15 protein-coding genes are annotated in these 21002 nt (G+C 37.7%); 6 read left to right on the top strand and 9 right to left on the bottom strand.

Translation table 11 applies throughout. The features are described from left to right. Window positions 1-9: 9 nt before the first annotated feature. The 4 genes from BW964_RS10030 to BW964_RS10015 form a co-directional block, all read right to left on the bottom strand. Window positions 10-1572, bottom strand: coding sequence for a murein hydrolase activator EnvC family protein (locus tag BW964_RS10030; RefSeq protein ID WP_076506924.1), 1563 nt, complete (start codon window positions 1570-1572; stop codon window positions 10-12). After that, the gene (locus BW964_RS10025) at window positions 1569-2411 is read right to left on the bottom strand and encodes a lipoprotein insertase outer membrane protein LolB1 (RefSeq protein ID WP_076506923.1); all 843 of its coding nucleotides are present in this window, start codon (window positions 2409-2411) and stop codon (window positions 1569-1571) included. The genes BW964_RS10030 and BW964_RS10025 overlap by 4 nt, the downstream gene beginning before the upstream one ends. Window positions 2412-2519: 108 nt before the next feature. Further along, window positions 2520-3536 carry a sugar phosphate nucleotidyltransferase gene (locus tag BW964_RS10020; RefSeq protein WP_076506921.1) on the bottom strand — a complete coding sequence of 339 codons (1017 nt, stop codon included), beginning with the start codon at window positions 3534-3536 and terminating at the stop codon, window positions 2520-2522. Window positions 3537-3688: 152 nt separating this feature from the next. Beyond that, window positions 3689-5110 carry a lipopolysaccharide biosynthesis protein gene (locus BW964_RS10015; RefSeq protein WP_076506919.1) on the bottom strand — a complete coding sequence of 474 codons (1422 nt, stop codon included), beginning with the start codon at window positions 5108-5110 and terminating at the stop codon, window positions 3689-3691. A gap of 258 nt (window positions 5111-5368) precedes the next feature. On the opposite strand from BW964_RS10015, the gene BW964_RS10010 reads away from it, so the two are divergent. Then, window positions 5369-6706 carry a dihydroorotase gene (locus BW964_RS10010; protein ID WP_076506918.1) on the top strand — a complete coding sequence of 446 codons (1338 nt, stop codon included), beginning with the start codon at window positions 5369-5371 and terminating at the stop codon, window positions 6704-6706. Window positions 6707-6999: 293 nt separating this feature from the next. Here the strand turns inward: BW964_RS10010 and BW964_RS10005 are convergent, their stop codons facing one another. The 3 genes from BW964_RS10005 to BW964_RS09995 form a co-directional block, all read right to left on the bottom strand. Further along, entirely contained in the window at window positions 7000-9297 is a 2298-nt protein-coding gene (locus BW964_RS10005; protein ID WP_076506916.1) for a GH92 family glycosyl hydrolase, read from the bottom strand. A gap of 106 nt (window positions 9298-9403) precedes the next feature. Then, a complete protein-coding gene (locus BW964_RS10000) occupies window positions 9404-10084 on the bottom strand; it encodes a response regulator transcription factor (protein WP_076506914.1) in 681 nt (226 codons plus the stop codon). 17 nt (window positions 10085-10101) lie between these two features. Continuing rightward, on the bottom strand, window positions 10102-11349 hold the full coding sequence (locus BW964_RS09995; protein WP_076506913.1) for a sensor histidine kinase: 1248 nt from the start codon (window positions 11347-11349) through the stop codon (window positions 10102-10104). A 172-nt stretch (window positions 11350-11521) separates the two neighbouring features. On the opposite strand from BW964_RS09995, the gene BW964_RS09990 reads away from it, so the two are divergent. From BW964_RS09990 to BW964_RS09975, 4 genes are all read left to right on the top strand, one after another. Next, window positions 11522-11932 carry a DUF1573 domain-containing protein gene (locus tag BW964_RS09990; protein ID WP_076506911.1) on the top strand — a complete coding sequence of 137 codons (411 nt, stop codon included), beginning with the start codon at window positions 11522-11524 and terminating at the stop codon, window positions 11930-11932. Window positions 11933-12134: 202 nt separating this feature from the next. Further along, a complete protein-coding gene (locus tag BW964_RS09985; RefSeq protein ID WP_076506910.1) occupies window positions 12135-13016 on the top strand; it encodes an SDR family oxidoreductase in 882 nt (293 codons plus the stop codon). An 87-nt stretch (window positions 13017-13103) separates the two neighbouring features. Continuing rightward, entirely contained in the window at window positions 13104-15302 is a 2199-nt protein-coding gene (locus tag BW964_RS09980) for a M1 family metallopeptidase (RefSeq protein ID WP_076506908.1), read from the top strand. Between the two features lie 297 nt (window positions 15303-15599). Beyond that, complete coding sequence (locus BW964_RS09975; RefSeq protein WP_076506906.1) at window positions 15600-16427, top strand: endonuclease/exonuclease/phosphatase family protein; 828 nt, start codon at window positions 15600-15602, stop codon at window positions 16425-16427. 7 nt (window positions 16428-16434) lie between these two features. Here BW964_RS09975 and BW964_RS09970 read toward each other — a convergent pair whose 3' ends face one another. After that, complete coding sequence (locus BW964_RS09970) at window positions 16435-17118, bottom strand: response regulator transcription factor (RefSeq protein WP_076506905.1); 684 nt, start codon at window positions 17116-17118, stop codon at window positions 16435-16437. Beyond that, complete coding sequence (locus tag BW964_RS09965; RefSeq protein WP_076506903.1) at window positions 17108-18412, bottom strand: sensor histidine kinase; 1305 nt, start codon at window positions 18410-18412, stop codon at window positions 17108-17110. Before BW964_RS09965 ends, BW964_RS09970 begins: the two co-directional genes overlap by 11 nt. A 125-nt stretch (window positions 18413-18537) precedes the next feature. On the opposite strand from BW964_RS09965, the gene BW964_RS09960 reads away from it, so the two are divergent. Next, window positions 18538-20910, top strand: coding sequence for an outer membrane beta-barrel family protein (locus BW964_RS09960; RefSeq protein ID WP_076506902.1), 2373 nt, complete (start codon window positions 18538-18540; stop codon window positions 20908-20910). Window positions 20911-21002: the final 92 nt, after the last annotated feature.

Genomic DNA, 21002 nt, shown 5'->3' with positions numbered 1-21002 from the left:
AAGCTTTTTTTAATACGAAATCCAACCTAATGGATCAACGGGCGTATTTCCGTTCCATACTTGGAAATCAAGGGTATAAGAACCATCAAAATCCTGAGCAACCGTACCTACCGGAGTGCCGGAAGAAACCTGTTGTCCTTTGGAAACGCTTACGCTTCCTAAGTTAGAATAGATCGTAAAATAATTTCCGTGTTTTACCATAACGGTTTTGGTTCCGTCACTATTTGCCAATACAGAAGAGACTGATCCCGGATATACAGATTTGGCACGGGTACCTGAAGGGACTGCTATTTTAATTCCTGTATTATCCTCTACAATATTTTTGAAAACCGGGTGTGGCTGTCTTCCAAATCTGTGGGTCACCTGTCCTGCTCTGTCTGCCGGATAGCCAAGTTTCCCTCTGCTGTCTGCAAAACTGCTTCCTGATGATGTAGTGACTCCGTAGCTGGTCATTGCCTTGGTTTCAGCGGCCTTTTTCTCTTCTTCTTTTTTCTTGTTCAGTGCGGCTTCTGCTGCTCTGGCGGCAACGAGTTTATCGGTAGCTTCTTTTGCTTTTATATTGGCTTCGTCAGATGCCTTTTTCGCAGCCACTCTTCGGGCCTCATCTTTTGCACTGGCTTCAGCCCTTGCTGCTTCTTCATTACGTTTCCTTTCTTCTTCAGCTCTTTTGGCTGCGAAATCAGCTGCTTTTTTAGCTTCAATTTCTGCTATTTTTCTTTCTCTTTCCAGGGCTTCAGCTCTAGCTTTTGCTTCAGCTTCAATTCTTGCTTTCTCTCTTTCTGCAATCAGTTTAGCCATACGGATTTTCTCAGCTTCGGCTTTTCTTCTTGCCTCCTCTTCTGCTTTGGCTATTCTGATCTCTTCCGCAATTATCGCCCGGATTTGTCCTTCTAAAGCTTTAGACTGAACCTGTTTTTGCTTAAGCTCTACTGTAAGCTTGGATTCATTTTTTTTGAAATCTGCCAACAACTGCTCCTTCTGAGCTCTTTCCGCATTGATGGTCGCCAGATCTTTCTGCTGGTTGACCAGAAGATTGTCTTTTTCTCTTGCAGAGTTTTGTTTTTGGGCGATGGATTTTTTTATTTGGGCTGCTGCATTACTGATCTCGGCAGCTTTTTTGTCCTGATAGTCGGCATACTGCTTCAGGTACTGTACTCTTCTTATAGCTTCTCCTAAGTTTTTGGATGAAAGGATGAAGGTTACTTTGTTTTGTACCCCTTTGTTTTTATAGGCATTCACCAGAACTTCTGCATAATTCTTTCTAAGAACTGCCAGTTCTTTGTTCTGGCGGTTAATTTCCAGTTGACGCAGATAGATCTCATCCTCAATAAATCTTTTTTCTTTCTGAGTATTGGTATAAACCTTTTCTCTTAAAGAAAGTTTTTTATTGACGTTGGTAAGGTAAGCGACTGAAAGTTTGGATTCAGTTCTGGTTTTAGCCAGATCTGTATTTATCTGAACAATTTGTTTTTTAAGATCGGCATTCTGTTTTTGAAGCTGTTCCTTGTTCTGCTGTCCCTGATGCATGCCGAACAGTAGAATACCTATTAAAAAGCTAAATTTTTTAATCATTTAATCTCAATTTTCTTATAACTGGATGGTACAGAATAAGCTGTTTCCATCCTCGAAAAGTCAAATTTCGTGTTTTCCAGTAAAATCTGACTAGATTTTGAGCCTTTTATAATTATTTTAACATTTTTTGGAAGGCGGATTCCATTGTATTCATTCCAGTTGCTGTAAGAGATTTCAAGTTCGTCAGCCGATAAAGCATCCTTTAAATTTACACTTAGAAGATCATAATTGGTATCATAGTTAAGGACTATTTTATACTCTCTGGTTTTCTCCTCTGTGACAATTTTCTGGTTGGTATTGGAAACCATCTTAAAGCCCTGCGCGTTTTTGGTCAGGGTAAACTGAGAATCGCTGATCTTTACAAAAGTTCTGCCCATCAATATTTTCTCCAGCGATTTGTAATCGATAAAGTTCACATTAAGCAGCTTATTAAGGTAATCGAAATCTGAGTCGATATAGGTTTTGCTTGTCTTGTCCTGGCCTTTGATCCCCTCAGGAGTGGCGATCCCTCTGGCTACACCAATAAAGAATGCCTGAAGATTCATCCACACTTTTTTATCATTTTCAATATAGATCGTAGCATCCAGGGTTGGAATAAAGCTTCCTGTTTCTACATTGACTTTGCTGCTGATTTTAACCTGATCAAATTTTAGCGGTACCACTACATGCTCATAGAAGGTAAGTTTATCTCTTACCGGTTCATTGGCATCTTTGGGATTTCTATTGTCTTCAGCTGCAACTAAGCTGTCCTGTGTTTTGCCGGTATTTTTAGCGGCATTCCGTGTTTTACAGGATGATAAGGTAAGAAGTATGAGAAGTAGGGGAATCCAGTTTTTCATGTATTGATCTTTCAATTAAAAAAAATACGCTGCAATATTAACGCCAAACCACACAAAAAATATTGTGTGGTTCGCTTGTATCTTATTTTGTATTAAATATTTCTGTTATTATTTAGATAAAAAATCTAAAACGGAGTAGTCACCTAAAGAGATCTCTCTGGAAACCCCAAAATACTGTGCGGAATTTCCGATCATGGAATTGGAAAGGTTTCCGTGATTGATTCTTGTGTTTTCCTGAATCAATGAATGTTCAATATTGGAATTGACAATAATGGTATTATTTCCCAATGAAACGCCAGGACCTACTTTTGAATTGGAAATTTTCACGTTTTCACCAATAAAACATGGCTGTATAATTAATGAATTTTCAATAACTGCAGATGCCGGATGATTAAGCATTTCTTCTCTCTCGTATTCAAGGATTTTACTGTTGGTTTCTACGGTAGCATTTTTGTTTCCACAATCCATCCAGTCATTTACTTTGCCCAAAGTGAATTTTGCACCTTTCGCTCTGAGATTTTCGAGGGCAGTGGTTAATTGGTATTCGTTGCCATTTTTTATATTATTGTCCATAATATAATTGATCTCCTCCATCAGTTTTTCAGCACTGTTGAAATAATAGATACCAATGATGGCAAGGTCTGAAACGAAGGTTTGAGGTTTTTCAACAAAATCGGTAATAAAACCATAGTTGTCTAATTTTACCACTCCGAAAGCGGAAGGATCTTCTACACTTTTTACCCAGATAACACCGTCTGAATTTTTATCCAGTTGGAAATCTGCACGGAAAAGAGTATCGGCAAAAGCAATCACCACATCTCCCTGCATAGAATCTTCAGCACATTTAATCGCATGTGCTGTTCCAAGCGGATCAGTCTGGTAATAGATACTGCCTTTTGCTCCCAGTTTTTCGGCTATCTGAAGTAAAGATTTTTCAATCTCAGGTCCAAAATCTCCAATGATAAAAGCTACTTCTTCAATTTTTTCACCTGCTACTTTAGCAATATCTTCTACCAATCTCTGTACGATGGGTTTTCCTGCAATCGGGATAAGAGGTTTTGGAACGGTTAAGGTATGTGGACGTAATCTGGAACCGCGTCCAGCCATAGGAACAATTATTTTCATAGACTATATGACAATGTTTTTATTTGTTAGTTTTTATTTTGATTGCGCTAAAGGTAATAATTTAAATCATTGCTGATCGTAATATTTATCATCTTTATAAACCGCTGTTTAGTTTTTTTAAGAACAGAATAGTATCAAATTAAAGGCCAGAATCAGTTTTTCCTGATCCTTGACAATAGCATCTCTTTCTCAGAATAAATTAAAACTCCTGCATAAACGAGGAATAAAAGATTTCCTATCCAGAAATTATAATCGAACAATTCTACAATCACATAACTGAAGACCGCCAGTAATGCGATGAAAAACGATATTTTTTTCATTCTGTAAGGAATGGGATAATATTTCTGACCTAAAAAGTAGGATAAAACCATCATGACAAAATAAGCTACTAAAGTTACCCAGGCAGAAACCATAAAGCCATATTTTTTTAGAAATAAAAAGTTGAGAATAATCGTAATGATGGCGCCGGTCCAGGAAATATAAGTTCCCACTCTCGTTCTGTCTGTTACCTTATACCAGGTGGAAAGATTATAATAAATTCCGAAGAATAAATTGGCAATTACAATGATAGGAATGATATTTATTGCAATCCAGTAACTGCTGTTGGGTACCAGTAAAAGTTTGATCCAGGAAACATTAGCAATGATTCCCAGGGCAACAATTGAGGCGAAAAAAGAAAAATATTCCGTCACTTTTGCATACGTGAGTTTCGCATTTTTATTTTGCATTTGTTTGAAGAAGAATGGTTCAATTCCCATTCTGTAAGCGGTAACAAAAAGGGTCATAAGGACTGCCATTTTATAACAGCCTCCATACGCACCGGCTTCAGCATCATTGATAATGAATTTTTGGATGAATTTATCAAAGTTTTCATTGACCATGAAAGCTAATCCTGCGATCATTACAGGCCATGAATACTTAATCATTTGAAGGAAAAGATCTTTTGAAAACTGAAGCTTTACCTTTAAAATAATAGGGAGCACAAGGATAAACCCCAGACAGCTGGCAGCCAGATTACTGAAAAACGGATAGGCGACTTTTTCTTTTAAACCCAATTTAAATGAAAATTCCTGAGGAATATAAAGGAATAACGCAATAGCGAAAATACTCTGAAAAACAGCCTGTATTACTCTGATAGCCGTGTATTTTAAAGGTTTATTATGAAATCTGAACCACGCTAAAGGAATAACGAGAAGGTTGTCAAAGAAAGCAATCCAGGCAAACCATTTGATGAATTCAGGTGTCTTTTCATATCCAAAAACATTGGCAATGGTTTGGTTGAATAGCAGCACAAGTAGTAAAAAAACAGTTGATAAACCTGTGAGAAACCAGAAAGAGGTATTAAAAACCTTCTGCTCATTATCTTTATCGGAAGAAAATCTAAAATAAGCCGTTTCAAAACCGAAAGAAAGAACAATATTTACAAATGATATTAATGCATAAAGATTAGTAAATATGGCAAAATCACTATTGTTGATGTTTTTAATAAACAGGTAGTTAAGCAATACTACAATAATCCTTGGCATAATCGCCCCAATTCCATATATGATCGTCTCGTTGAGAAGTTTTTTCATCTGTTAATTTTTATTCTTTATCGGTCAGATGCAATCTCTGATTTCGAAATGTGAAATTTTATGCAAATGTAAATATTTAGAAATTGATTTATAATCGGCAGGTAAAAAATTCATTCATAAACCTTAATTTTGCTATTTAACAGAAGTTAGAAGCTAGATGTTAGAAATTAGGGGTTGCATTTTTTGATCACTCATGGTTTTAACCCAAAGTTTTTCTTAACTTCTAATTTCTTAAATCTAATTTCTATACAAGTAAAAATGAAGACCCTAATCAAAAATGTAAAGATTGTGAACGAAGGTAAGATCTTCGAAAGCGATATTTTAATTGAAAATGACCTTATTTCTAAAATAGATTCCAGTATTTCTGAAGAAGCGGATCAGATCATTGACGGATCAGGAAAATATCTTTTGCCGGGTGTGATAGATGACCAGGTCCATTTCAGAGATCCGGGACTGACCCATAAAGGAGATATTGAAAGTGAATCAAGAGCTGCGATTGCCGGTGGAATAACCAGTTTTATCGATCAGCCGAATACGGTTCCTAATGCAGTTACTCAGGAATTACTGGCCGATAAATATGAAATTGCGGCGCTGAAAGCCTATGCCAACTATGGTTTTATGATGGGAGGGACCAATGATAATCTTGAGGAAGTTCTAAAAACAAATCCAAGAAATGTTCCCGGAATCAAATTATTCTTAGGTTCTTCTACCGGAAATATGTTGGTAGATAATCCTGAGACACTGGAAAATATTTTTGGAAGCACAAAAATGCTGATCGCTGTTCACTGTGAAGATGAAGCTACGATCAAAGCCAATACTCAAAAATATATCGATGAATATGGGGAAGATATTCCTGTAAAATTTCATCATCTGATCAGAAGTGAGGAAGCTTGCTATAAATCCTCCTCAAAAGCTATTGAGCTAGCCAAAAAAACAGGAGCGAGACTTCACGTCTTTCATCTTTCAACAGCAAAGGAAATGGAACTTTTCAGAAATGATATTCCTTTAAAAGATAAAAAAATCACAGCAGAAGTTTGTGTTCATCATCTTACATTTACTAATGAAGACTATGACACGAAAGGTGGTTTAATCAAATGGAATCCAGCCGTAAAAACACAGGCAGATAAAGATGGACTTTGGGAAGCATTGCTGGATGACAGGATCGATGTTATTGCTACAGATCATGCCCCTCATACCTGGGAAGAAAAGCAGAACGTGTATACAAAATGTCCTTCAGGAGCACCTTTGGTACAGCATTCTTTGGTGGTCATGCTGGAAAACTATAAGACCGGAAAGATTTCTCTGGAAAAAATTGTTGAAAAAATGTCTCATAATCCTGCGATACTTTTCAGGGTTGAAAAAAGAGGTTTTGTAAGAGAAGGGTATAAGGCAGATCTTGTTTTAGTTGACTTAAATGCAGACTGGACCGTAGCTAAAGATAATCTTTTGTACAAATGTGGCTGGAGTCCTTTAGAAGGAATGAATTTACATTCTAAAGTAACGCAGACCTTTGTGAACGGCCATCTTGTGTATGATGACGGGAAGATTGCAGAAGAAAAATTCGGGGAAAGATTGCTTTTTGAAGTAGGAGAGTAATTGAGTGCTGAAAACGATAGAAAAAAAGGCAAATGTTTAACACATTTGCCTTTTTTTATTTGACGGGTAAACCACCCCGTCAAAAATTCAAAGAATTTTTGCCACCCCTCCGGAGGAGGGGAATTTCTGTCGTTTGAAGAGGGACGGTTTTTTTCTCAATCGAATTAAATTTATAAAAAGAAAAATCAAAGATTTTTCTTAGAACTTAGGTGAACTATTATGCGGAGTGTATTCAACTTAAAGTTTACTAAAGTGTTAAGAAAACTTTTGCAACTTTTGTGGTTGAAAAAAAACTATTTCTTAGGTTTAGCGCCCATATAAAACGTAAGCTTTCCGCCAGCAATGATCTCCGAATGCTTTAGGGTGAAATTTTTAATTTCTTTACCGTTGAGAAGGATCTTTTGAACATAGATATTCTCAGGACTTTGGTTGACTGCATCAATTTCGAATGTTTTTCCGTTTTCAAGATTCAGGATAGCATGGTCCACAGCCGGACTTCCGATCGCATAATCTTCAGAACCCGGTGCGACAGGATAAAATCCGAGTGAACTTAAAATATACCACGCACTCATTTGTCCTGCATCATCGTTTCCGCCAAGACCGTCTGGCGTGGCTTTATACTGCATTTCCAAAATACGGCGGATCTGTGCCTGGGTTTTCCACGGCTGTCCTGCCCAGTTATAAAAGTAGGCCACATGGTGGGCTGGCTCGTTTCCGTGAACATAGCCACCGATGATTCCTTCACGGGTAATATCTTCTGTGTCTGCAAAAAACTCATCAGGAAGATGCATGGTGAACAGTTCATCCAGTTTTGAGGCAAATTTCTTTTTACCGCCCATCAACTGAATCAGCGCATCGGGATTTTGAGGGACAAAAAAGCTGTAATTCCAGGAGTTTCCTTCGATGAAACCTTGTCCGTGCGTGCTCAGTACATCAAAATCTTTTTTGAAGCTTCCGTCTGCTAATCTGGGACGCATAAAACCTGCTTTGGGATCAAAGTTGTTTTTCCAATTTTCAGAACGTTTGATAAACTGATTATAAATTTCAGTTTCGCCTACATATTTTGCCAGTTGAGCAATCGCCCAGTCATCATAAGCATACTCCAGAGTGTTGGAAACTGATGTCCCGTTTTTTTCAGCGGGAATATAACCCATATCGATATAATATCCGATGCCTTCGTAATCCCTTTTATGGGCTGTGGCCACGCAAGCTTTCAAAACTTCTTTAGGATCGCCATTGTAATTTCCTTTAATTACGGCATCGGCTGCAACGCTTACACTGTGGTATCCACTCATACACCAGTTGTCGTTGGCATAATGTGACCAGATCGGAAGCATTTTCATGGAAAATTGATCATAATGAGCCATCATGGACTTGACCATGTCATTATTCCGTTTTGGCTGAATGATATTAAAAAAAGGGTGAAGCGCACGGTAGGTATCCCAGATAGAGAAAGTTGTATAATTGGTGAAACCTTCCGCTTTGTGGATGTTCTGATCTAAACCTTTATATTCCCCGTTGATGTCCATATAAGTGGTAGGGCTGATAAAGGTGTGGTACATCGCTGTATAAAAATTGGTCTTTTCTGTGTCGGAACCTTTGATAACAATTTTATTCAGCTCCTTATTCCAGTTTTCCTGAGCCTTTGCTTTGATCTGATCAAAAGACAGGTTTCCGGTTTCTTTTTCGAGGTTTTCCAGTGCATTGGTCTGGCTTACGGGAGAAATGGCAAGTTTTACTTCTACCGCTTCATTTTCTTCCGTATCGAAATCAAAATACATTTTCAGGTTTTTGCCTGCGATCTCCGGGAAGTTTTTATTCTGGTCAAATTTTCTCCAGAATCCTTTGTACGCTTGCGGTCCGTCAAAATTTTTCTGACCGTACGATTTAAAAGGCTTTGAAAATTTCATGGCGAAATAAACGGTTCTGGTTCTTGCCCAGCCGTTCGTTTGGCGGTAACCGGTAACTGTACCGTCATTTTCTACACGTACATAAGTCCATACATTTTTACCATCGTAATTGTAGATTCCTGCAGTAAGGTCTAAAATGATGTGTGCCTGATCAGACTTTGGAAAGGTATATCGGTGAACTCCGGCTCTTGTTGAGGCTGTAAGTTCTGCTAAAATATTATGATCATCCAGCTTAACTTTATAATATCCGGCTTCAGCTTTTTCGTTTTGGTGAGAAAATCTGCTTCTGTAGCCGCTTTCAGGATGAGTGGCTGTTCCCGGGTTAAGCTGTAGCTTTCCGACTGTCGGCATGATCAGAAAATCTCCAAGGTCAGAATGTCCTGTTCCGCTGAAATGGGTGGAACTGAAACCTACAATCGTTTGGTCTTCGTAACGGTATCCTGCGCAATATTGATACACTTCTCCATTGTATTTCCCATTGAGTTCATACGATATCGTATCCGTTTCAGGGCTTAGCTGTACCGCTCCGAATGGAACGGTAGCTCCCGGATAGGTATGTCCCATTTTTTCGGTGCCGATCAGCGGATTTACATATTGGATCAGTTTTTCAAACTGCTGAGCTTTTGAATACTGGCTGAGAAATAAAAGGAATAAAACTGCAAAAGTTGCGGTATTTTTCATGAATGAATAAATTTTCAACAGTAAAAATAATTAAAAATTGAATAATAACTGTTTATTGCTGAAATTTAACCTGGATTCTAGGTCGTTCAAAGATATTCGACATTTCTTATTTTTCAGAAAAGCGAAATCCAATACCGTGTAAATTTTCTATGATTATGTTGTGCTCATCTGCAAATACTTTTCGCAATCTGGAAATAAATACATCCAGGCTTCGTCCCATAAAATAATCATCATCTCCCCATACTGCCTTCAATATGTCCTGTCTTTTTAAGACGGTGTTCTTGTGGCGGATAAAATATAATAGCAAATCAGATTCTCTTTGGGTAAGGGTAATGGTGTTTTCTGTATCCTGCAAAATATAGTTTTTAGGATCAAAATAATATTTTCCCACCTTATATTGTAACGGTGAGGAATCTGTTTTTCTGGAGCGTTTTAAGAAGACTTCAATCTTCAGGATTAATTCTTCTATACTGAATGGTTTTACCAGATAATCATCAGCGCCTATTTTTAGCCCTTTGATCCTGTCTTCTTTCAGGGCTTTTGCGGAAATAAAAATAATAGGAATTTCGGAATTTTTATCACGAATATATTGTGCCAGCTCAAATCCGTTGAGCTCCGGCATCATGATGTCCAGGAGACAGATATCGAAACTTTGGGTATTGAAGGCAGCAAGTGCAGATTTTCCATCGGGATAATGTGCTATTTCATAATAGCTTTCAAGACTATCCTGAATCAGAAAAGCGATCGTCTTATCATCTTCTGCATATAAAATTTTAGATTTTTCCATTACTGACTTTTATTAATTTAAAACGGAAAAAACAAAGTTATGGTAATTCCTTTATCGATATTGTTTTCAACTGATATTTTCCATTGGTGTTGCTGCACGATCTTTTTTACATAAAACAATCCCAGTCCAAAACCATTGACCTCATCACTTTTTTTGGTGGTAACCCTGTAAAATTTATCAAAAATATGAGGTATATTTTTAGCAGGAATCCCCATTCCGTTATCTTTAAACTTTAAATATAAACCTTTTGAATCTTTACCAGATGAAATGGTAATCTCGGGTTTTGTTTCACAATACTTCATCGAATTATCTAAAATATTGTAAACGATGTTGGTGAAGTGAAATTCATCAGCAATAATGGAGATATGATCTTCGATGTCTATATGAAGGATCAGGTCTTCATTTTTTTGTTGCAGGTTGTCAGCTATTTCCTGAATAAAAGGAAGGAGTACTATTTTTTGAGGCTTCAGAGATAGGCCGGAAGCGTCATTCTTAGCAATGTTTAATATTTTTTCAATATGGTTATTGAGCTTGTGGCTTTGGTTGATAATGATGGAAGTATAGGTTTGCAGTTTTGAATCTTCCTGAATGATTTGGTTTTTATTGAGAGCTTCCGATGCTAAAAGTATAGAAGATAAAGGCGTTTTAAACTCGTGGGTCATATTATTGATAAAATCCCTTTGCAGTTCCGAGAATTTCTTTTGCTGAATAATGGTGTATATAGAATAAACGTAGACCAAAAGGATAATGATGAGGGCAAAGGTGAGCAAGTACCAGAACCTTAATGAACTGATCAGATAGGTCGTTTTATCTGGAAAGCGGATGGAGAAATAATAGATCAGATTTTTATGTTTTGGAAAATTTATGACCTTGTCACTTGGAGCTTCCTGGTTTTTAGACATGTATTTTCCGTAGATCATTTTGTCACTGTGGCAATTGTACAGGGCATACACATAATCTGTATTGATTTGAAAACGGGTAAATTCTGTTCTCAGATAGTATTCGAGAACTGCAGGATGAAATTCATTGTTAATATTAACCACATAATAATCGTTAGAAATATTTTGTACCGGATTTTCAGTGAAAGATGTTTTTCCTCCGGATAATTTTTCCACCACCTCTGCCAAAGCGATATTAACCTTTTGGTTAAATTTTTTATCTTCAAGATTATACGCCTGTCTGGTCCATAAAAGCTGAGCAATCATAATCCCGATGATGGCGATGAACCCGAGCGTTATAATAATATTGAGTTTTTTTACTTCCATTTCCAGAAGCAATATTATCCAAAAATATCTATTAATTTTTTATCATTAACAACTCGTTAACAAATGTTGGGTACCAGTTAACAATATATCATTATTTTCCTCTTTATATTTGACTCATCAAAAGATCACAACCCGTTTCTTTGATTTATATTAATTATTAAAATTTATACTCATGAAAAAATTAACAATCTCAGCTCTTTTAGCGGTTTTTGCATTCTCTCCTTTTTATGCCAATGTATTTCCAGGTGAAACTACTTCAATAGTAAAAATGGTGGCAGATGCTATTAAATGGAAATCAGAATCTATTGATGTAGGAAATATTCCTCAGGGAAAACCAAAGCTTATCAGATTTGAGTTTACCAATACCTCTTCAAAGCCAATCGTTATTGAAAACGTAGCTCCTTCATGTGGTTGTACAACGGCAGATTACACCAAAACGCCTATTCTTCCTGGTAAAAAAGGATTTGTAGAAGCCAGCTACAATGCAGCAGCTGCCGGAGCGTTCATGAAAACAGTCAATGTGACGACAAGTGAAAGCAAAACCCCTAAAACCCTTTCTTTCAAAGGAGTGGTTGTTTCATAATCAGTTTTTACGACCAGACGGTCTATATAAAATACAGCAACCTTGTCATTCGTTACAAGGTTGTTTTTTTATGGGTATGAATGGGTAGAGACATTATTGTTTTTCCCATAGAGAGAATAACTATTTATAACATTATTATTTATCCCATTATTTTAAAGGGCATCCATTCAATATTTAGTATTTTTAGGAAAAATAAAATCATATGAACTTATATACACAGCCGATGTTGCGCGAAGGTGCATTACAGGATAAAGTAGCGATTGTAACGGGAGGCGGAAGCGGTCTGGGAAAAGCAATGACCAAATATTTTCTGGAACTGGGAGCAAAAGTGGTCATCACGTCCCGTAATCTTGAGAAATTACAGGGAACAGCAAAAGAACTGGAAGAGGAAACAGGAGGCAAAGTTCTGTGTGTTGCGTGTGACGTAAGAAATTGGGATGAGGTGGAAGCAATGAAAGAAGCAACACTGAAAGAATTTGGAAGAATTGATATTTTATTGAACAATGCAGCCGGAAATTTCATTTCGCCAACCGAAAGACTGACGCACTCCGCTTTTGATTCTATTTTAGATATTGTTTTAAAAGGAACAAAAAACTGTACCCTTTCTATTGGTAAACATTGGATTGATTCCAAAAACCCGGGAACAGTTCTGAATATTGTGACCACCTATGCATGGACAGGATCTGCCTATGTAGTTCCTTCAGCGTGTGCAAAGGCAGGAGTTCTGGCGATGACCAGATCACTGGCCGTAGAATGGGCCAAATATGGTATCCGTTTCAACGCAATTGCACCTGGACCTTTCCCTACTAAAGGAGCATGGGACCGGTTGCTTCCCGGAGATCTTCAGGAAAAATTTGATATGAAGAAAAAAGTTCCTTTGAGAAGAGTAGGAGAACATCAGGAACTTGCCAACCTTGCTGCGTATCTTGTTTCGGATTATTCAGCTTATATGAATGGAGAAGTTGTTACCATAGATGGTGGCGAGTGGCTTCAGGGAGCTGGAGAATTCAATATGCTTGAAGATATTCCGAAAGAAATGTGGGATGCACTTGAAGCCATGATCAAGGCAAAAAAAACAAATTAAATTAAAATTTTGATAAAAAGATCCCGGGCTTGTAACGATTCCGGGATCTTTTATAACTTATCATAGAAATATTATAAATTATTTCCAATGAATTATAAAATTCCAGGCCTGGTAGCAGCGGCAGCAGTTTTCCTTTTATCAGGATCTGCTTTGGCTCAGGATACTCCAAAATACAGCTATGTAGAAGCATTTAAGCCTTTCTTTTACCCTCAGACAGGTACCGAAACACGCTCTGCGAGTGGACAACCCGGACATGCTTACTGGCAGAATTCTGCAGATTATGATCTGAACGTGAGCTTAAACGAAGCTAAAAACGAAATTACAGGAACAGCTGAAATTACTTACACCAATAACAGCCCTGATCAGATGGGCTTCTTATGGTTGCAGCTTGACCAAAACTTATTTGCAAAAGATTCCCGTGGTAATGCGGTAGTTCCGGCATCGGGCAGCAGAAACGGGGCTCATGGTGAAGAGCTGGAAGGAGGATATAAAATTAAATCGGTAAAGCTTGATGGTAAAGACGTCAAATATACAGTGACTGATACCAGAATGCAGATCGATCTTCCAAAAGAGTTAAAAGCTAAAGGAGGTATTGCCAGGATCAGGATTGAATATTCTTTTATCTCTCCGGAATACGGATCAGATAGAATGGGAATACAGAAGACAAAAAATGGAAAAATATTTACAGTAGCTCAATGGTACCCGAGAATGTGTGTCTATGATGATGTAATGGGATGGAATACGCTGCCTTATCTTGGAGCAGCTGAGTTTTACTTGGAATATGGTCATATAAATGCCAATATTACAGTGCCGGCCAATCATTACGTGGTAGCTTCAGGTGATCTTTTGAATCATAAAGAAGTATACAGCAAAGAAGAAAATAACCGATGGGAGCAGGCCAGAAACAGTGATAAAACAGTGATGATCCGTCCGGAATCTGAAATCGGAAAAAATAAGGCTTCAGGAACTAAAACATGGAAATTTAAAATTGACCACACCCGTGACTTTGCCTGGGCATCATCCCCGGCATTTATTCTGGATGCGGCAAAAATAAATCTTCCGAGCGGTAAAAAATCTTTAGCTATATCGGCATATCCCGCAGAAAGCGCTGGCGAAAAAGCCTGGGGCAGATCCACGGAGTATACAAAAGCAGCGATCGAGCATTATTCTCAAAAATGGTATGAATACACTTACCCGGCAGCAACAAACGTAGCAGGAAATGAAGGGGGAATGGAATATCCGGGAATAGTCTTCTGTCATATGAATTCTGCAGGGGAAGATCTTTGGGGAGTGACGGATCACGAATTTGGTCACAACTGGTTTCCAATGATCGTGGGTTCCAATGAGAGACTTTTTGCCTGGATGGATGAAGGGTTCAATACCTTTATCAACGAGTTATCCACAAAGGCTTTTAACAACGGAGAATATTACACCAAGAAAAATATTGCCAGAGCCGGAGGCTTTATGATGGGGGATAATCTTGAGCCCATTATGGTAGGTCCGGACAATATGAAAGAAAGAAGCATCGGCGCTTTAGCTTATTTTAAGCCCGGGATGGGACTGCAGATTTTAAGAGAATCTATTTTAGGTCCTGAAAAATTTGATAAGGCCTTCAAAACTTATGTTGACAGATGGGCATTCAAACACCCTACACCTTGGGACTTCTTTCATACCATGGAAAACGTTTCGGGAGAAGAACTGAACTGGTTCTGGAGAGGATGGTTTATCAATAAATGGAAGATTGACCAGTCTGTTAAAGACGTGAAATATGTCAATGGCGATTTTAAAAATGGCGCTCAGGTCACTGTTGAAAACCTTGGTCAGCTACCAATGCCGACTACTGTTCAGATGAAATTTAAAGACGGAACCAACCAAATCTTAAAAATTCCTGTTGAAGTCTGGAAGCGTAATACAGAATGGACGCTGAAGGTGAATTCAAATAGAGAAATTGATGAGGTCATGCTTGATCCGGATTCTATGATTCCTGATGTGAATATGAAAAACAATATCTGGCCTTCAGCACAAACAAAAACCGTTGAAAAGGTCAATACGAAAGAATTTGCAGGAACCTACGGGACTAAAAGTGATGCCATCAAATTGGTTTTTACCGATAAAAATGGACAGCTTTATGTCAAAGCAGGTAACCAGCCGGAGTTTCCCCTTGAATATGCAGGTAACAATCAGTTTACTTTTGAGGAAGCGGGAATAACGCTGACATTCAGCAAAGATAAAAAGGACCTTGTCTTTAAACAGGCAGACAGAGAATATAAATTTACCAGAGAATAAATGGTCTATTAATCTTATACAAAGCCGAAGCTTCATCCATCTGAAGTTTCGGCTTTTTTGTTTGGGAAAGAAATGGAAAGAATGACAGAAAGAGGGAAGCCGGAAGTTTTATTGAACCTTCACTCAAACAATAAGTTCATTGGTAGTGATTAAAATTTAATTATTCTTTCGGCAATTTTACCTTTTATGCTCTCTTTTTCAGTTTTCATCTGGGAATTAACCTATAATGTTTCTCCAACTTTCATTACCTCTCATCAGGATATCCTATTTTTGTTATTCTAATTAAAAAATAGACTTATGAATTTCAGATTTTCAATTGTATCCTTACTGTTTTTTGCACTTGGGTTTTCGCAGGATCTTAAAGTGATGAGCTTTAATATCAGGCTGCAGGTAACTTCAGATAAGGAAAATGCATGGACAGAAAGAAAACAGGATGCTGTAGATTTATTGAATTATTACCATCCCGATTATTTCGGAGTTCAGGAAGCACTTCCGGAGCAGATGAAAGATATCAAGGCAGGACTTAAGAATTATGACTACATCGGCGTGGGAAGAGACGATGGAAAAGAAAAAGGAGAATTTTCAGCTATTTTTTATGATACCAACAGACTTCAGGTGGTGAAATCCGGAACATTCTGGCTTTCTGAGACACCGGAAAAGCCTTCGCGAGGTTGGGATGCAGCTCTTAACAGAATCTGTACCTACGCCGTGTTTAAAGATAAAAAATCCAAAAAAGAATTTCTGGCGATGAACCTTCACTTTGACCATATCGGAAATGTAGCGAGAGTGAAATCTTCTGAACTTATTTTGAAAAAGATCAAAGAAATCAATACTAAAAATCTTCCTGTAACCTTAAGTGGCGATTTTAATTTAACAGAAGATTCTGAGCCGATCAAAATACTTTCCCAGAATTTAAAAGACAGTTTTTATCATTCCGAAACAAAACCTTACGGACCGAAAGGAACATTCACAGCTTTCAACGTTAATGAAATTCCTAAAGACAGAATCGATTATATTTTCGTCAAAGGGTTCAAAATAAAATCCCAGAGACATATCAACGACAGAAGAGAAAACCTTTTGTATCCATCAGACCACTTTCCTGTATTGGCAGAGCTTTCTTTTTAATGAGAGATCAGGTAACAGGAAAATAAACTTCAAATCCAATTCCTCGCAGGGATTGGATTTTTATTGCAGGATCATTGATGAAATATTTTCGGAGCCTGCTGATAAATACATCAAGGCTTCTTCCCGTAAAATAATCATTCGTTTCCCAGAGGGTATCCAGAATATCATCTCTTTTGATCATCGTCCCATTATGTTGCAGGAGATACATCAGGAGTTCCTGTTCACGGATCGTAAGGCGTATATTTCCTGAAGGATGAGAAAGCAACAGTTTTTCGGTATCCAATGAGTAGTCACCAATTTTTATTTGTGGAGAATAAGCAGGCCGCGTTCTTTTAATGATATTTTTAATCCTTAAAACCAGTTCTTCCGGATCACAGGGCTTTGCAATATAATCATCCGCTCCGATCTTTAAACCCATCAGGCGGTCTATTTTCTGGTTTTTGGCCGTCAGGAAAAGCAGAGGGAAATTATTTTTCTCTTTTAAAATCATTTTGGCTAAAGAAAAACCATCAATCGAAGGCATCATAATATCCAGGATACCCATGTGAAATGGAAAATCCGCAGGCAGAAGACGGACAATATCTTCCGGATTCTGAAACCAGGACACTTCAAAATCTTCCAGTTCAAGATACTGTTTCAGGATCATTCCGAAATCCGGATCATCTTCGGCCAAAAGGATCTTAGTTTTCATAAGGAATTGATATTTTAAATGTAGTTCCGGCTTTGAGGCGGCTGGAAACGTCTATTGTGCCATGATATTTCGTTACAATATTTTTCACAAAATAAAGGCCAAGTCCAAGACCTTTGGTATTGTGGATATTATTTGACTGAATCCTGTAAAATTTTTCAAAAATGTGAGTGAGTTCATTTTTCTCTATACCACGCCCGTTGTCACTTATTTCGATCCTGAGATGTTGAGACATGCTGCCCACATTCACTTTTACATGAGAAGCTCCATATTTGACACTATTTTCACACAGATTTTTGATGATGGTTTCCATTAAATTTTTGTCAAAAGGAAGTTCTTCCGAAACCTGGCTGATGAACTCAAAATCAATTTCAGGATATGTAAAGGCGATATCCTGCACAAAATAGCTCCAGTCATGAGGTTGTATGGATGAGGATTCCTCTGATGTTTCATCTTTGTGAAGCTGCAGCATCAGGTTTTCAAGGCGGCTGATCTGCCGGTCGATGAGGGGCAGGGTTTCCGGGTTCCATTCCTTTTTTAAAGTTTTCGATGCGATCTTTAAAGTAGCGATGGGGGTTTTAAATTCGTGCGCAATATTATCCACTACCGTATGCAGGATTTCTACCTGTTTCTGTTGTCTGATCAGATTGTTGATGGTCTGAATGAAAATCCATAAAACGGCGATCAGAATTAAAATACAGCAGATAATAAGAATCCAGAGATCTTTAAAAACAATGGATTTGATATTTTTTATTTCATAGTAACTGGCCACCTTGCTTCTGTAGGTATTTGCCCTTGTATTTCTGCTTTCATGATCTTCCGTAGAAGAAGTGTCCCAGGTTCCTTCCTCTATTTTTCCGGGTTTGGTTACCTTTCCGGCTGTTTCAAAAATGGTAATGGGCTTAGTCAGAAGATACTGGCCGGAGGGAAGGTATTGAGTACTGATGAGGTCATACCTGTTGGTAACTTTATAATCTTCTTTTTGGAAAATACTGTCAATAAGATGAGTATAAGATGATATGGATGCTTTGTTGAGTCTTTCAATATTATATCTGAATTCTTTCTGATTCATTTCTCCCTTTCTGAACTTGACAAAATAGCTTTGTACCGTATCTTCACGCAGACCATATTCTTTTTTGAGCTCATCCCGGTAGAGATCCAGTTTTCTGATGACGTCATCATAAACCTGGCTTTCCTTTATTTTATAAGTTTTATACAGGAAGTAGACCTGTATTCCAACCAAAATGATGAACAACAGGGCAAAAACACCAACAAGCTTTTTATGACTCTTAACCATGCAGCAAATATAAAATATTCCTTAAACCTAATCAGACGTTAACCTCTCATTAACCTTTCATTAACCGTGAATCTTGTTGCCAAAGTTCAATTTTGCAGTATTAAAATTGAAAAAAAGAAGATTATATGAAAAAAATATTTTTAGCCTTGTGTTTCCCGGCTGTTGCTTTTGCCCAGCAGCAGAAAATTGAGGGTCGGGTTACCAACGAACAGAATCAGAATATTTCACAGGCTAAAGTTGAAATTTTTGATGCCGATAATGTTTTGCTTAAAACAGTTCTTACGAATGATCAGGGTATTTTTAACTGGGAAGGACTTTCGCAAAAGAAAATAAAACTGGTCATCAATGATTGGGAATATTCAGTATTTGAAAAACAAATTGATTTGCCGGCCACTGATGAAACCTATACGATTGTTTTGAAAAAAGATAGAACTTCTGAAATCGGAGAAGTGGCTATTGTTAAGAAAAAGCCTGTTATCAAAAGAAAGATAGACCGCTTGGAATTCAATGTAGAGAACAGCAATATTTCCAGTCTGAGTGCCTGGGAAATTCTGAAAAAAACGCCGGGCGTGGTGTTTTCCAATAATGATTTTAAAATAAAAGGAAGCTCCGGAATTCTTATTACCATCAATGATAAAAAAGTAATGGTGACAGGTGATGAACTGAAAATTCTTCTGGAAAATACACAGGGAACAGACGTTAAATCTGTAGAAGTCATCACCAATCCTCCGGCAAAGTATGAAGCCTCGGGAAGTGCTGTTCTTAATATTATAATGAAGGAAAACAAGTTGGAGGGATACCGGGGTTATCTTTCCGGGAAATATATACAGTCTATCTATCCTAAAGGAATAGGGACCATTGCCCAGTATTATAAAAAAGGAAAATTTTCCGCTATGGCAAGTTATTCCCGGGGGGCCGGAGCTTACTATCGGGCAGAAGACAGCTATATTTATTACGCAGAAGATCAGACGACCTGGAAAGGCATACTTAATAGGAAAGATATTGATAATCAGCAGAATTCCCTTAACAGTTCTCTCGAATACAGGGTTAATGATAACACCTCTTTTGCATTGGATTACCGGGGTTATTTTGGTCCCAAATCCTATGGAATCTATAATATCCCGACAAAAATCTACAATGCCCAAAATATTGAGGAATCTAATTATAATACCATCAACGACCACAACAGCAGTTCTGTAAACAATAATCTGAGCTTGCAGGCAGATCATAAATTTGGTAAAAATAAACTGTCTTTCACAACCTATTATGTGGCGAATAGCAGCAGCAAATATCAGAATATCTTCACAGAACTTAATTTTGCTGAACAGGATCCTTCTTCCCAGACTTTTGTGAGTAATAATAAGCAGCGTGTGAAATTATTTTCACAACAGGCAGATTACAATTGGAAAGCTGAAAAATGGGAACTCGATGCAGGAGCCAAATACAGTGTAGTGAAAACAGAAAGCACACTTGATTTTTCTGATGAACAAAATGGAATACTCACATACAATCCGGAGAAAAGCAATATTTTCAATTATAAAGAATTTAATTTTGCAGCCTATACATCGCTGGCCCTTACTCTTGATCAATGGAGTTTTAAAGGAGGTTTGAGGGCAGAGAATACAGATCTCACAGGTATCGTGTCCGAACCCTATGCAAAAGACCATAGCCAATACTGGAAATTATTTCCCACAGCCTATATACAGTATACCACGGAAAGTAAGCATCAGTTCGGATTGTCTTATGGTAAACGGATCACAAGACCTAGTTATTCATGGCTAAATCCTGCTAAATCTTATTATAACCTGTTTTCTTATTTTCAGGGAGATCCCGGTCTGAAAGCCACCATCAGACATAGTGTAAATTTTACATATAACTTTAAAAACTGGAATTTTGAAGCCTTTTACCGGAAAAAAATCAATCCGTCTATGGAAATTAATTATCAGATCCCTGAAACTAAAATGCTGATCTATCGTTTTACAAATATCAAAAAAGCAAGTGCTTACGGACTGAGCATTTCAAGAGATTTCCAGATCAAACCCTGGTGGACTTTGAGTGCTGCGGGTGATTTATACCATGATGAAAATTTCTTTTTCGGACCTGATCAGCAATTATACAAAAACCAGATATGGCAATTCAATTCCAGTATTTCCACAAGCTTTACCCTGAACAAAGCGAGTGACTGGACGCTGGAAGTAGGGCATCAATATGGTTCACCGGGAATTCAGGGAACTTTCGAATACTCCGGTTACTGGACAGCATATCTGGTGATGAACAGAAAATTCTTTAATAAAAAACTGGAAGCAAGCCTATTTATTGACGATATTTTTAAGACTTCAAAAGAGAAAATTGCCACTAAATATGCCAACCAGGACAGCTATTTCTATGATTACCGTGATACTCAGCTGGTCTCTTTTTCCCTGAAATACAGTTTCGGAAACCAGTCTGTGAAAGCTGCGAAACCTATTAAGAAGACGGAGGAACAGGATAGGTTGTGATCGGGTTTTGAGTTATAGGTTATGAGTTATAGGTTATGAGTTATAGGTTATGAGTTATGAGTTATGAGTTATGAGATGTGTACATCTCTAAA

It is taken from the genome of Chryseobacterium shigense (assembly GCF_900156575.1).
GTDB lineage: Bacteria > Bacteroidota > Bacteroidia > Flavobacteriales > Weeksellaceae > Chryseobacterium > Chryseobacterium shigense.
This window is presented reverse-complemented; position numbering and strand designations above follow the sequence as displayed.

What these genes read in the sequence shown, in the direction of transcription:
- BW964_RS10000 (WP_076506914.1), bottom strand. Translation starts at nt 10,084, where the DNA reads ATGGAAAAATCTAAAATTTTATATGCAGAAGATGATAAGACGATCGCT.
- BW964_RS09965 (WP_076506903.1), bottom strand. Translation starts at nt 18,412, where the DNA reads ATGGTTAAGAGTCATAAAAAGCTTGTTGGTGTTTTTGCCCTGTTGTTC.
- BW964_RS10030 (WP_076506924.1), bottom strand. Translation starts at nt 1,572, where the DNA reads ATGATTAAAAAATTTAGCTTTTTAATAGGTATTCTACTGTTCGGCATG.
- BW964_RS09960 (WP_076506902.1), top strand. Translation starts at nt 18,538, where the DNA reads ATGAAAAAAATATTTTTAGCCTTGTGTTTCCCGGCTGTTGCTTTTGCC.
- BW964_RS10010 (WP_076506918.1), top strand. Translation starts at nt 5,369, where the DNA reads ATGAAGACCCTAATCAAAAATGTAAAGATTGTGAACGAAGGTAAGATC.
- BW964_RS10020 (WP_076506921.1), bottom strand. Translation starts at nt 3,536, where the DNA reads ATGAAAATAATTGTTCCTATGGCTGGACGCGGTTCCAGATTACGTCCA.
- BW964_RS10025 (WP_076506923.1), bottom strand. Translation starts at nt 2,411, where the DNA reads ATGAAAAACTGGATTCCCCTACTTCTCATACTTCTTACCTTATCATCC.
- BW964_RS10005 (WP_076506916.1), bottom strand. Translation starts at nt 9,297, where the DNA reads ATGAAAAATACCGCAACTTTTGCAGTTTTATTCCTTTTATTTCTCAGC.
- BW964_RS09980 (WP_076506908.1), top strand. Translation starts at nt 13,104, where the DNA reads ATGAATTATAAAATTCCAGGCCTGGTAGCAGCGGCAGCAGTTTTCCTT.
- BW964_RS09985 (WP_076506910.1), top strand. Translation starts at nt 12,135, where the DNA reads ATGAACTTATATACACAGCCGATGTTGCGCGAAGGTGCATTACAGGAT.
- BW964_RS09975 (WP_076506906.1), top strand. Translation starts at nt 15,600, where the DNA reads ATGAATTTCAGATTTTCAATTGTATCCTTACTGTTTTTTGCACTTGGG.
- BW964_RS09990 (WP_076506911.1), top strand. Translation starts at nt 11,522, where the DNA reads ATGAAAAAATTAACAATCTCAGCTCTTTTAGCGGTTTTTGCATTCTCT.
- BW964_RS09970 (WP_076506905.1), bottom strand. Translation starts at nt 17,118, where the DNA reads ATGAAAACTAAGATCCTTTTGGCCGAAGATGATCCGGATTTCGGAATG.
- BW964_RS09995 (WP_076506913.1), bottom strand. Translation starts at nt 11,349, where the DNA reads ATGGAAGTAAAAAAACTCAATATTATTATAACGCTCGGGTTCATCGCC.
- BW964_RS10015 (WP_076506919.1), bottom strand. Translation starts at nt 5,110, where the DNA reads ATGAAAAAACTTCTCAACGAGACGATCATATATGGAATTGGGGCGATT.